11 protein-coding genes are annotated in these 12389 nt (G+C 58.5%); all 11 read left to right on the top strand.

What is annotated here, in order from left to right; translation table 11 throughout:
- Nucleotide 1: 1 nt before the first annotated feature.
- The 11 genes from G565_RS0111365 to atpE all read left to right on the top strand — a co-directional run bounded on the left by G565_RS0111365 (nt 2) and on the right by atpE (nt 12377).
- On the top strand, nt 2-1276 hold the full coding sequence (locus G565_RS0111365) for a D-amino acid dehydrogenase (protein ID WP_028671036.1): 1275 nt from the start codon (nt 2-4) through the stop codon (nt 1274-1276).
- Nucleotides 1277-1387: 111 nt separating this feature from the next.
- The gene (locus G565_RS0111360) at nt 1388-2758 is read left to right on the top strand and encodes a glutamine synthetase family protein (protein WP_028671035.1); all 1371 of its coding nucleotides are present in this window, start codon (nt 1388-1390) and stop codon (nt 2756-2758) included.
- A gap of 263 nt (nt 2759-3021) precedes the next feature.
- The gene (locus G565_RS0111355) at nt 3022-4425 is read left to right on the top strand and encodes an aldehyde dehydrogenase family protein (RefSeq protein WP_028671034.1); all 1404 of its coding nucleotides are present in this window, start codon (nt 3022-3024) and stop codon (nt 4423-4425) included.
- Between the two features lie 3 nt (nt 4426-4428).
- Entirely contained in the window at nt 4429-5601 is a 1173-nt protein-coding gene (locus G565_RS0111350) for an iron-containing alcohol dehydrogenase (protein ID WP_028671033.1), read from the top strand.
- A gap of 611 nt (nt 5602-6212) precedes the next feature.
- Complete coding sequence (gene mnmG, locus G565_RS0111345; protein WP_028671032.1) at nt 6213-8117, top strand: tRNA uridine-5-carboxymethylaminomethyl(34) synthesis enzyme MnmG; 1905 nt, start codon at nt 6213-6215, stop codon at nt 8115-8117.
- Nucleotides 8114-8761, top strand: a complete 648-nt coding sequence (gene rsmG, locus G565_RS0111340) for a 16S rRNA (guanine(527)-N(7))-methyltransferase RsmG (RefSeq protein ID WP_028671031.1) — start codon at nt 8114-8116, stop codon at nt 8759-8761. The genes mnmG and rsmG overlap by 4 nt, the downstream gene beginning before the upstream one ends.
- Before the next feature lie 10 nt (nt 8762-8771).
- Nucleotides 8772-9578 carry a ParA family protein gene (locus G565_RS0111335; protein ID WP_028671030.1) on the top strand — a complete coding sequence of 269 codons (807 nt, stop codon included), beginning with the start codon at nt 8772-8774 and terminating at the stop codon, nt 9576-9578.
- Nucleotides 9579-10463: a ParB/RepB/Spo0J family partition protein gene (locus G565_RS0111330; protein ID WP_028671029.1), complete on the top strand. Its 885-nt coding sequence runs from the start codon at nt 9579-9581 to the stop codon at nt 10461-10463. It begins immediately after the preceding gene.
- A 277-nt stretch (nt 10464-10740) separates the two neighbouring features.
- Nucleotides 10741-11127 carry a hypothetical protein gene (locus tag G565_RS0111325; RefSeq protein ID WP_157600057.1) on the top strand — a complete coding sequence of 129 codons (387 nt, stop codon included), beginning with the start codon at nt 10741-10743 and terminating at the stop codon, nt 11125-11127.
- Between the two features lie 37 nt (nt 11128-11164).
- On the top strand, nt 11165-12049 hold the full coding sequence (gene atpB, locus G565_RS0111320; protein ID WP_028671027.1) for a F0F1 ATP synthase subunit A: 885 nt from the start codon (nt 11165-11167) through the stop codon (nt 12047-12049).
- Nucleotides 12050-12149: 100 nt separating this feature from the next.
- Entirely contained in the window at nt 12150-12377 is a 228-nt protein-coding gene (gene atpE / locus G565_RS0111315; protein WP_028671026.1) for a F0F1 ATP synthase subunit C, read from the top strand.
- The last annotated feature ends 12 nt before the right edge of the window (nt 12378-12389 follow it).

Genomic DNA, 12389 nt, shown 5'->3' with positions numbered 1-12389 from the left:
CATGCATATAGCGGTGATTGGAGCGGGCGTAGTCGGCGTGACCACGGCCTGGGTTCTGCGCCAGCGCGGCCATACTGTCAGTGTGATTGATCCCCAGTCGTCAGCAGGAATGGAAACCAGCAAAGCCAACGCCGGCCAGCGCAGCTACGGCTATGTCTATCCCTGGGCATCACCGGCAATGATCGGCAAGGCGCTGCCCTGGCTGTTATCGGCCGATGGCCCGCTGAAAATGAAGCAACCCCCGTCGCTGGCGACGCTCAAGTTCCTCTGGGATACCTGGCGTTTTGCCCGCCAGCCCGGTTTGTTCGAGGCCAACAAAGTGGCCATGCTGAAGCTGGCAGCGTTCAGTCGGGAATGTTTTATCGACCTTGAGCAGAAACACCCCTTCGACTTCTGCGGCGGTCACCATGGGCTGATGGAGCTGGCCAGCAACGCTAAAAGTCAGCAAGGCTTGCGGGAGAACGCGGCGCTGTTACAACGCCTGGGTATTGAACACCGCATGCTGGAACCCGACGAGGTGTATTCGGTCGAGCCGGGCCTGGCTCGTAATCCCCCCATATTAGGCGCTTTGCGGGTGGCCGACGATGGTACCGGTGACTGTCTTCAGTTTACCCGGGCGCTGGCTGAGGTATGTGCCGAACAGGGCGTAATTTTTCATTACGGACAGTCGGTGGCGGGCGTCACCACCAGGGCGGGTAGACCGACAGCCCTAACACTCAACCGTGCCAATGAACCTGGTGCCATGGAGCAATTGGAGGCTGATGCCTTCGTGCTCTGTGCCGGTACCGGGTCTGCGCAGATCGCCAGGCAGTTTGGGCTGAAACTGTCGCTGTATCCGGTTAAGGGCTACTCGCTGACGGCCGCGCTGACCAACCCGGACAAGGCACCGCAATCAACCGTTATCGACGATCAGTTCAAGGTTGTGGCGACCCGATTGAATGATCGACTGAGGGTGACCGGTTTTGTCGAACTGGCGGATTTTAACCGCGATATTCCGGCCCGCCGCCTGCAGACGCTGAAACGGGCGATTGCTCTGCGTTTCCCTGGCGCGGCAGACCTGGAGACCGCCGACGCCTGGGCTGGCTTTCGACCGATGACGCCAGACGGCCCACCGGCGATCGGTAAAGGCCCGGCTGACAATCTGTTCATCAATACCGCACATGGCACCTTCGGCTGGACGTTGTCGGCCGGGAGTGCCTACATTGTCGGCCAACTGGTTGACGGTGAACAACCGGCGGTCGAGCTGGACGCGTTTCACCCCGGGCGATTTGGCTAACCAAGCCCGGTTCTACCCTGAACCGCCGGTTCGGCCAGTTTTTTTTCATTTGGACGATGACACCTCTGTGTTGGCAAGGTATACCTATAGACCCTTAAAAGGAGTTTTGCGATGCATCCCAGAGACGTAACAACCAAAGCCGATGTCAAAGCCATCATTGAAGAGCGCAATGCCAGCCAGGTAAAGGTGGGCGTGTTTGATATCGACGGCGTGTTGCGTGGAAAGTACATGAGCCGCAGCAAATTCCTGTCGGCACTGGAGGGCGGCTTTGGCTTTTGCGATGTGGTGCTGGGCTGGGACAGCAACGACCAACTCTACGACAACGTCGATTACACCGGCTGGCATACGGCCTACCCCGATGCCTGGGTAAACATCATTCCCGACAGTTGCCGGGAGATCCCCAGCGAAGGCGATACGCTGTTTTTCCTGTGTGAGTTTACCGGGCCTGCCGAATCCATCTGCCCGCGCGGTTTGCTGCGCCGGGTGTTGGCGCGAGCGGACAGCCTGGGGTTCAGTGCGCTGGCTGCCTGTGAATTTGAATTCTTTCTGTTTGAAGAAACCCCCAAGACGGTGCGCGATAAACACTATCAGCATATGAACAGCATCACTCCGGGCTTTTTCGGCTATTCGGTGTTGCGCAGCTCGGTCATGGCCGAGTTCTACAACGATTTCATGGACTACTGTAACGCCATGGATACCCCCGTTGAAGGCTTTCACACCGAGACTGGGCCCGGCGTTCTGGAAGCTGCCCTGGCGGTCGATTCCGCGCTGAACGCGGCCGACAAGGCTGCGCTGTTTAAGACCTTCACCAAGGTCTATGCCCAGCGCAATGGGATGATGGCGACCTTCATGGCCAAATGGTCCGCCGACTATCCGGGCCAGAGCGGCCACATGCACGTCTCGCTGTTTAACAAAGACGGAAGTTCCGCCTTCTACGATGAAGCTGGCGGCGAACACAATATGTCCGAAACCATGCGCCATTTCATTGGTGGCCAGCAGGCACTGATGCCGGAATTCCTGGCGATGATCGCCTGCACCGTCAACAGTTACACCCGTCTGATTCCCGGTGCCTGGGCACCGACTTCGGCCAGTTGGGGTATTGAAAACCGCACCTGCGCGCTGCGGGCCATTCCTGGTTCGCCCAAGTCGCAACGGGTTGAGTACCGAATTTCAGCGGCTGACATTAACCCCTACATTGCACTGGCTGCAGCGCTTGCGTCGGGCTTGTGGGGTATCGAGAATCAGATAGAACCAGACGCTCCGATTGCGGGTACGGCTTATGATGTTGAGTTTTCACCCGAACGAACACTTCCTGTGACGTTGATGGACGCCGCCGGTCGCTTGCGTGCGTCAAAAGCCGCGCGCGAATTATTCGGCGATGCCTTCGTTGATCACTATGCGGCTACCCGCGAATGGGAAGAGCGCGAATTCAGAAAGGCCATTACCGATTGGGAATTGCAGAGGTATTTCGAAATTATTTAACCCGTTGCCTGTGTCCTGAGTTAGAAATTCGCTGGGCAATGTGTGTAGGAGGCTTCTGTTTAAACAGTGCCAATCGGACCACCGCGTACGCCTGCTGGAGGTACGCCGTGAACCCATCCATGGGGGCTCGAAGATCGCATCCCTGCGATCTCACGACCTCCACCAGGCGTACCCGGTAGTCCTTGGATAGTCCGTAGCTTACTGGGCGCGAATTTCTAACTCATGACACGAGCTGCACTCGAACACTTAACAGGAACCCAAGAATGACTGAGATGGCAACAATCATCAGCCCGGTAAACGCCACCCAATACGCGGAGCGGCCGTATTTGAGCGAGGCTGAAGCTAGAGAGGCGGTCAAGCGGGCCTCGGCTGCACAGCGTCAATGGCAAGCTACCCCGCTGCCAGAGCGGGTGAACATTCTGGAGCGGGCGGTTGAACTGCTTGACGAGCAACGCGACGAACTGTCTGAAGAGCTCGCCTGGCAGATGGGCCGACCAATTAGCCAGGGGGGCGGTGAAGTCAATGGTTTTGCCGAGCGGGCCCGTTACATGCAGGCTATCGCGCCGCGTTCGCTGGCGGATCTGGACATGCCTGACAAGCCCGGTTTCAAACGCTATATTCGTCGAGATCCTGTGGGTGTGGTGCTGACCATTGCGCCCTGGAATTTTCCCTATATGACGGCGGTCAATACGGTGTGGCCGGCGCTCGCGGCTGGCAACGCTGTGCTGCTTAAACATGCTCAGCAAACGCTGTTATGTGCCGAACGGTTGCAACGGGTTCTGGCGCAGGCTGGTTTGCCCGAAGGCGTGTTTCAGGCGGTCACATTGAGCCACGACACCACGGCCTCTATTCTGCAAGAACCGGCGATCCGCTTTGTCAGTTTTACCGGCTCGGTGCGGGGCGGTCAGAGTATTCAGCAGGCCATTGCCAAAAGCGGACAGTTTGCCGGCACCGCGCTGGAACTGGGCGGCAAAGACCCGGCCTATGTGCGCGCCGACGTCGATATCGCTGATGCCGCCGTTAACCTGGCTGACGGTGTTTTCTTCAACAGCGGCCAGAGCTGTTGCTCGGTGGAGCGCATCTATGTGCATCAGGATGTCTACCAGGAGTTTGTCGACGCGCTGGTCGCTGAGACCCGCAAGCTGGTGCTCGGCGATCCGTTGCAAAAAACGACCACGCTGGGCCCTCTGGTCAAAGCCTCGGCTGCTGACTTCGTGCGCGGCCAGATAGCCGACGCGGTCAAAGCCGGCGCCACGGCGCTGATTCAGCCCGGGGAGTTCCCCGCAGACCAGCCGGGTACCGCTTATTTGGCTCCGCAGATTCTGACCGGGGTCGATCACAGCATGCGCGTGATGACCGAAGAGAGCTTTGGCCCGGTGGTCGGCATCATGCCGGTCGCGTCGGATGAAGAAGCGATTCAGCTGATGAACGACAGTGAGTTTGGACTCACCGCCTCGATCTGGACGCGGGATCTGGACGCCGCCGAACGCCTCGGGCGCGATGTCCAGACCGGCACCCTGTTCATGAACCGGTGCGACGTGCTCGACCCGGCTCTGGCCTGGACCGGTGTCAAGCATACAGGCCGGGGCGCGTCTCTGTCCGAGATCGGTTACGACGCCCTGACCCAACCCAAGAGTTTTCACTTACGACTGCCCAGCGGAGGCTAACCCATGACCACCGAAACATCGTTAATCGCCAACTGGGGCATGCCCAACCGCATTCTGGTTGGGCCGGACCGACTGAAGGAATTACCGGCTCTGTGTCAGGAACTGGGATTCAAAGCCCCCTTGCTGGTGACCGATCGCGGCCTGGCCAGCCTGCCCATGGTGACCGACACCCTGGTGGCGTTGACGTCGGCGGGCTTAAAAGCGGCCCTGTTTGCCGAGGTCGAAGGCAACCCGACCGGGCCCATGGTTGAGGCGGGTGTTGACGTCTATCGCAGCGGCGGGCACGACAGTGTCGTCGCGCTCGGTGGTGGCAGCGGGCTGGATGTGGGCAAGGCCATCGCCTTCATGTCGGGCCAGACCCGGCCGATCTGGGATTTTGAAGACATCGGCGATTACTGGACCCGCGCCGACGCGGCAGGCATCGCCCCGGTCATCGCCATTCCCACAACCGCCGGTACCGGCTCGGAAGTGGGCCGCGCCTCGGTCATTGCCAACGAGGCCGAACACCGTAAAATCATCGTCTTTCACCCGAAAATGCTGCCCGTCGCGGTGATACTGGACCCCAAAGTCACCACGGCTTTGCCGCCCCACATCACTGCCGCAACCGGACTGGACGCCTTTATCCACAGCTTCGAAGCTTACTGCGCGCCCGGGTTTCACCCGATCTGCGGGGGCATCGCGCTGGAAGGCATGCGCCTTGTGGCGGCATCGCTTCCGGTTGCCTATAAAGACGGCAACAACCTGGAAGCCCGCACCAAAATGCTCACCGCCGCCAGCATGGGGGCCATCGCCTTTCAGAAAGGCCTGGGGGGCGTGCACGCCATTTCCCACGCGGTCGGCGCGATGTACAACACCCACCACGGCCTGACCAACGCCGTGGTACTGCCGTACATCATGGTACACAACCGCGCCAGCATCGAGCATCGAATGGTGCCTGTGGCTCAGGCTGTGGGCCTGCAAGACACCTCCTTCGACGCTCTGCTGCAGTGGGTGCTGGACTTCAGGCGCGAGCTGGGTATTCCCCATACGCTGGCCGATATCGATGTTCCCGACGATCAAGCCGACGAAGTGGGCCGTCTGGCCGCCGTTGACCCCTCTGCCGGTGGCAACCCACAACCGCTGAATGCGGCGGTGCTGACTGAGGTATTTCGCAAGGCGGTTCATGGTCGGTTGTGACCTCAGGCCTCCTGTTGGAGTACTTGGCCCTTCGGGCTTCAAGTTCCGGAGGTTAGTTTTAGTGTGTTGCCAGGAGTCCGTGTCAGGCACCGGGTGCACTTTTCCGGGTGGTGCGACACATCGCTCGCCGTAAACCCGTCCATGGGGGCTAGGCTTCGGGATAAGAATCCCCTCCATGGGATTCTCCCTTCGGGCTCGCTGCGCTCATGCTAAAACGCTCCTGGCGTTTTAGTCCATGCCTCAGACTTCCCCGGACAGGTACACCCGGCACCTGACACTAATCTCAATGCTGTCATGGACGACCGTTAGCCAATTAGGGACTGACTTCGATGATGGCAGTAAAGACTAGCGACGGGTGCCGGTGGATGCCTCTGCGGGGGTAGTCCGCAACATGGATGTTGCGGCCTAGGCTCCATGGAAGGATCAACGCCGACCCCCGCAGAGGCATCCACCGGTGCCCGGCGCGGACCAAAGCCACAAATCAAGCCTGGCCCGTAGTAAGAAAGGGGGTGCCAAACGCCCCCGTTAATCCGTATAATCTGCGCCCCATTTTCCGGGATTTGGTGAAAAAATGATCACCAGCCCCGGCCTGTTAGAACCTGAGGTGCCCAGTGCAATTTCCCAAGCGTTACGATGTCATAGTGATCGGTGGCGGCCATGCCGGAACCGAGGCGGCCCTCGCGGCAGCGCGCACGGGCGCACAGACACTGTTGCTGACGCACAACGCCGATACCGTCGGGGTGATGTCCTGTAACCCGGCTATTGGTGGCATCGGCAAGAGTCACCTGGTCAAGGAAATCGATGCGCTGGGTGGTGCCATGGCGCGCGCGACTGACCGCGCCGGGATTCAGTTTCGGGTACTGAACAGCCGTAAAGGTCCGGCCGTACGCGCCACTCGCGCTCAGGCTGACCGTCAACTGTATCGCTCAGCGATTCGCGAAATCGTTGAATTGCAGCCGAATTTGGAGTTGTTCCAGCAGTCAGCCGATGACCTGCTGCTGGAAAACGACGTCGTCACCGGCGTCGTCACCCAGACCGGTATTCACATCATGGCCGAAACCGTGGTGCTGACCGCCGGTACTTTTCTGGGTGGCAAGATTCACGTCGGCATGCAGAACTACTCCGGCGGTCGCATGGGCGATGCCCCGAGCAATGCCCTGTCGCAGCGGTTGCGTGAACTGCCGTTTCGGGTCGGGCGTCTTAAGACGGGTACCCCGGCGCGCATTGACGGCCGCAGTCTCGATTATGGCCAACTGACCGAACAGCCCGGCGATACACCGCTACCGGTCATGTCCTATATGGGTCGGGTAGAAGAACACCCGAGTCAGGTCTCCTGCTGGATTGCTCACACCACCGAACAGACGCACGACATCATTCGCAACAACCTGCATCAGTCGCCGATGTACGCCGGTGAGATCGAAGGCATCGGACCGCGGTATTGCCCGTCGATCGAAGACAAGGTCACCCGCTTTGCCGACAAGACCAGCCACCAGGTGTTCGTCGAGCCCGAAGGGCTGACCACCTATGAAATGTACCCCAATGGCATTTCCACGAGTTTGCCGTTTGACGTGCAGATCGACTTTATCCGCAGTATCAAAGGGTTTGAAAACGCCCATATTACCCGGCCTGGCTACGCCATCGAGTATGACTACTTCGACCCGCGTGACCTCAAACACAGCCTGGAAACCCAATTTATCGGCAACCTGTTTTTCGCCGGTCAGATCAACGGCACCACGGGCTACGAAGAAGCCGCAGCCCAGGGGCTGCTGGCAGGTGTCAACGCCGCCCGGCGCGCAGCGGGTGAAGACGCCTGGACACCGCGTCGCGATGAAGCCTACCTCGGCGTTCTGGTCGACGATCTGATCACCATGGGCACCCTGGAGCCGTACCGGATGTTCACCAGCCGCGCCGAATACCGGTTGCTGTTGCGTGAAGATAACGCCGATGCCCGCCTGACTGAGACCGGACGCCAACTGGGGTTGGTCGACGATGCTCGCTGGGCCGCGTTCAGCACCAAACAGGAAGCCATTGCGCTGGAAACCCAGCGGCTGAACAGCACCTGGGTGCAACCGAAGTCCGAACAGGCGCAAGCGCTTCACGATAAGTTGGCGCAGCCGTTGTCACGGGAGACCACGTTGCGCGACCTGCTAAAACGGCCGCAACTGACCTATGCCGACATCGCCGAGCTGGTGCCGACCGGGTCACTTGATTCAGCCGTAACCGAGCAAGTCGAGATCAGCGCGAAATACGAAGGCTACATTCAGCGCCAGCAGGACGACATCGATACCCTGCGTCGCCATGAAGACATGAAGTTGCCAGCGGCACTGGATTACGACGCCATAGGTGGCTTGTCCAATGAAGTAAAACAGAAACTGAAGCAGGGCCGGCCGGAAACCCTGGCCCAGGCGTCGCGTATCTCCGGTGTCACACCGGCGGCAGTATCGATGCTGTTGATTCATCTGAAGAAACAGTCGGCGGCCAGTAAAGCGGCACAGGCCGAGAAGCACAGCGCATGAGTGAGCGCTACGCGGCACTGTTGCGGGATGGGTTGGCTGAACTCGGCATCGAATTGGATGACGCCACCCAGCAACGATTGCTGGCCTATCATGCGCTGCTGATCAAGTGGAACAAGGCCTACAACCTGACCTCGGTGCGCAAGCCAGAGGAAATGGTGAGTCGTCACCTGCTTGATAGCCTGTCCATTCTGCCGTTTGTAGGCCCGGGTGACTTGCTCGATGTTGGCACTGGCCCCGGACTGCCAGGCATGATCCTGGCGCTGGTCGATCCGGCCAAGCCGGTGACCTTACTCGACAGTAACGGCAAGAAGACGCGTTTTCTGACCCAGGTGAAGATGGAATTGGCGGTTGATAACGTGACGGTGGTGCACAGCCGCCTTGAATCCTGGCAGCCAGAGCGGACCTTCTCACAAATCTCGTCACGGGCCTTTGCCACGCTGGCCGATATGGTGGCAAAATCCCAGCATCTGCTTGCCCCGGGTGGCCACTTTCTGGCCATGAAAGGACTGTATCCGACCGACGAGATCGCGGCATTGCCGGGCGACTACCAAGTCGACCGGGTAACGCCGCTGACCGTACCGGGCAGCGCTTTACTCAGTGCGGACGGGCGACATCTGGTACAGTTGTCGGCCCGAACGACATAAGGATTCGGCTTTGACACATATTTTTGCCATTACCAATCAGAAAGGCGGGGTCGGCAAGACCACCACAGCCACCAATCTGCCCGCCTCCCTGGTGGCGATGAAGCGCAAGGTGCTGGTCGTGGATCTGGATCCCCAGGGCAATGCCACCATGGGCAGTGGCATCAGCAAGAATGAGATCGAGCTCAGTGTTTACGACGTGATCACCGGCAAAGCCGGCTGTGCTGAAGCGATCGTGAGCACACCGGAAGCCGGCTATGATTTACTGCCTGCCAATGGCGACCTGACGGCCGCCGAAGTCGAACTGATGTCGTTCAAGATGAAGGAGCACCGGCTTCAATATGCCCTGGCCGAGGTCAAGCACAACTACGACTATATCTTTATCGATTGCCCGCCATCGCTGAACATGTTGACCGTCAATGCCCTGGCCGCGGCCGAGCAAGTGCTGATTCCGATGCAGTGTGAGTACTATGCTCTGGAAGGTCTGGCAGCGCTGATGGACACGATTCACAGCATTCAAAAGGTCGTGAACCCCAAGCTTCAGATCGGGGGGCTGCTGCGCACCATGTATGACCCGCGCAACAGCCTGACCAACGATGTCTCCGATCAGTTAAAAGACCACTTTGGCGACGCGCTCTACAGCTCGGTGATTCCTCGCAATGTGCGGCTCGCAGAAGCCCCCAGTTACGGCACGCCCGTGCTGCAATACGACCGTACCTCCAAAGGCGCGCTGGCCTATCTGGCATTGGCCGGTGAAATGGTCCGGCGGGTCGAGGGCATCAAGGCACCCGATACCGAACATCTGACAGGATCTGTGTAAATGGCAGCTAAGAAACGAGGCTTGGGACGCGGCCTGGACGCGCTGATCACGACCCGACGGGAAGTCGAGGCCATTGCTGACCAGCCAGTATCCCACGTGAATGACGGCAGTCTGCGCATGCTGCCGGTTGAGTGGATTCGTCGGGGTACCTACCAGCCCCGGCGTGATATGTCCGCCGATGCCCTGGAAGAGCTGGCCGCGTCGATACGCGCCCAGGGCGTGATGCAACCGATCGTGGTGCGACCCCAGGGGCCTGAATCGTTCGAACTGATCGCCGGTGAACGCCGCTGGCGCGCGTCGCAGATGGCCGGTCTGGACCAGATTCCGGCGGTGATCCGCGATGTCTCCGACGAAGACGCCATCGCCATGGCGCTGATCGAGAACATCCAGCGCGAAAACCTGAACCCGATGGAAGAGGCGCTGGCGCTGCAACGGTTGCAGAAAGAATTTGATCTGACCCAGGCTGGTGTGGCCGAGGCGGTGGGCAAAAACCGGGTGACGGTGACCAACCTACTGCGTCTGATCAGTCTGGAAGCCGATGTGCGACGTATGCTTGAACACGGCGATCTGGAAATGGGCCATGCCCGTGCCTTGTTGGGCGTGCAGGGCGAACAGCAGATCGATGCTGCCCGGCAGGTCGTGGCGAAAGGCATGACCGTGCGTCAGACCGAACAGCTGGTGCGTAATCTGGTCGAAGGCAAAAAAACGGGGCTGGATCGTACCGAGCACAAGGCCGACGCCAACATTCAGAACCTTGAAGACATGCTGTCACAGCGGCTGGGGGCCAACGTGTCGATCAAGCATGGTGCCCGTGGCAAGGGGTCTCTGGTGATCAAATACAACAGCCTGGATGAGCTCGACGGTATCCTGAACCACGTAAAATAGCGCCTGACGGTGTTCGGTTCACGTGAATTGTGTTCTAAAACAGGAACTTGTCAGAAACAGGGCAGTCTTGTTGCGCGGGGACGTTGCGTGTTGATGCGACTAGCCGACTCCAATATACTCTGCCGAGTTTTGCCGGACCTCCAATGGGCCGGTACCGCTTAAACCCGGATTTCAAGCGGGGCAGGCCTTGCATTAGGTGCCCAAACCGTCCGTCCGTTCAGCCCTACGAATACCGCTGAACGACAGGGCATACGACAATAACCGGGAAAGAACAGTGGTGTTTGAACAAGTAAGGGCCAAACCAGTCCCCCGGCCTTCCGCCTGGCGCCTGGTCACGCTGCAGGCCGTCGTCGCCCTGATCATTGGGCTGGTCGTCGTCGTGATGGCCCCGGGTGTCTGGTTGGAAGTCGTGATGGCCGGTGCCTTGTGTGTGTTGGCACAAAGTTATTTTACCTGGCGCAGCCTGAGGCATTTCGGCTCGCGCTACACAGCCCTGTTCGTGGTGGCGACATCCCAGGGGTTGTTTGGCAAATGGATTATTCTGGCAGCAGGGTTGATACCGGTTTGGGTAACGCAACCGGACCTGAGCGCCATAACAATGTTGCTGGTGGTGGTGGTACTCAACACCCTGTCAGCGATGTTGGCACCGATTCTGGTTAAGTAACCGCTCTAACGGGCGGCCAATAGGGGTAAAGTGACATATGGCAAGTGAAGCAGGCAGTTATGCCAATGCGGGTGAGTACATCTCGCACCACCTGACCAACCTCACTTATGGGAAGTTGGAAGCGGGTGCGACAATGTGCGATGGCTCGACTCTGGAGACCACTCAGTGGGTTCTGGGTGGTTGTTCCGCAGAGTTTAACCAAATGGGGTTCATGGCCTTTCATGTGGATAGCATGATTTGGTCCATTCTTCTTGGGGTGATCTTTTTGTTCACCTTCTGGCGAGTGGGCAAGAAGGCGACTGAGGGTGTACCAACCGGCATGCAGAACTTCGTCGAGACCATCGTCGAGTTCATTGACAGCCAGGTGCGGGATACCTTTCACGGCAGAAACCCGTGGATTGCACCAATAGCGCTGACCGTCTTTGTCTGGGTGTTCCTGTCGAACCTGATGGACATCATTCCGGTTGACCTGATTCCTTACACCCTGGAATTGCTGGGTGTGAAATATCAGAAGATCGTTCCGTCAACCGACCCGAACATCACACTGGGCACAGCGGTGTTTGTGTTCTTCCTGATGATCTACTACTCCTTCAAAGTGAAGGGCTTCGGCTTTATTAAAGAGCTGTCGTTTACGCCCTTCAACCATTGGGTATTTGTTCCGTTCAACCTCTTCCTGGAGTTGGTTGGACTGATTGCGAAGCCGTTCTCACTCGGTCTTCGTTTGTTCGGTAACCTCTACGCAGCGGAAATGATCTTTATTCTGATCGCGCTGATGTTCGGTGCCGGCATCTTCTTCGCCGTCTTTGGTGGCGTACTGCAAATGGCGTGGGCTATTTTCCACATCATGGTCATTCCGTTGCAGGCGTTCATCTTTATGGTGTTGACCATCGTGTACCTGAGTCAGGCCCACGAAGACCATTAGTCGGGTCGTCGGGTAGGCTCGATGGCTGCCCCGGATTTTGAAAAGAAAGTTTTAACTTGAAAGCTCTAAACCTTAACGATAGAAAACTTAGGAGAAAAACATGGAACTGGTATTTGTTGCCGCTGCGATCATGATGGGTTTTGGTGCAATCGGTGCTGCAATTGGCATCGGCTTGTTGGGTGGTAAGTTGTTGGATTCTACAGCTCGCCAGCCTGAACTGGGCCCCATGCTGCAGACCAAATTCTTCATTGTTGCCGGCCTGGTAGACGCGATCCCCATTATCGGTGTTGGTATCGCGATGTACCTGATCTTCGTAGTGGCTGGTTAATCAATCAGTCCT

It is taken from the genome of Saccharospirillum impatiens DSM 12546 (assembly GCF_000423605.1).
GTDB classification, from domain to species: Bacteria; Pseudomonadota; Gammaproteobacteria; order Pseudomonadales; family Natronospirillaceae; genus Saccharospirillum; species Saccharospirillum impatiens.
The sequence above is the reverse complement of the archived record's forward strand: the minus strand, read 5'-3'. Positions and strand labels throughout refer to the sequence as shown.

What these genes read in the sequence shown, in the direction of transcription:
- G565_RS0111365 (WP_028671036.1), top strand. Translation starts at nt 2, where the DNA reads ATGCATATAGCGGTGATTGGAGCGGGCGTAGTCGGCGTGACCACGGCC.
- G565_RS0111360 (WP_028671035.1), top strand. Translation starts at nt 1,388, where the DNA reads ATGCATCCCAGAGACGTAACAACCAAAGCCGATGTCAAAGCCATCATT.
- G565_RS0111355 (WP_028671034.1), top strand. Translation starts at nt 3,022, where the DNA reads ATGACTGAGATGGCAACAATCATCAGCCCGGTAAACGCCACCCAATAC.
- G565_RS0111350 (WP_028671033.1), top strand. Translation starts at nt 4,429, where the DNA reads ATGACCACCGAAACATCGTTAATCGCCAACTGGGGCATGCCCAACCGC.
- rsmG (WP_028671031.1), top strand. Translation starts at nt 8,114, where the DNA reads ATGAGTGAGCGCTACGCGGCACTGTTGCGGGATGGGTTGGCTGAACTC.
- G565_RS0111330 (WP_028671029.1), top strand. Translation starts at nt 9,579, where the DNA reads ATGGCAGCTAAGAAACGAGGCTTGGGACGCGGCCTGGACGCGCTGATC.
- atpB (WP_028671027.1), top strand. Translation starts at nt 11,165, where the DNA reads ATGGCAAGTGAAGCAGGCAGTTATGCCAATGCGGGTGAGTACATCTCG.
- atpE (WP_028671026.1), top strand. Translation starts at nt 12,150, where the DNA reads ATGGAACTGGTATTTGTTGCCGCTGCGATCATGATGGGTTTTGGTGCA.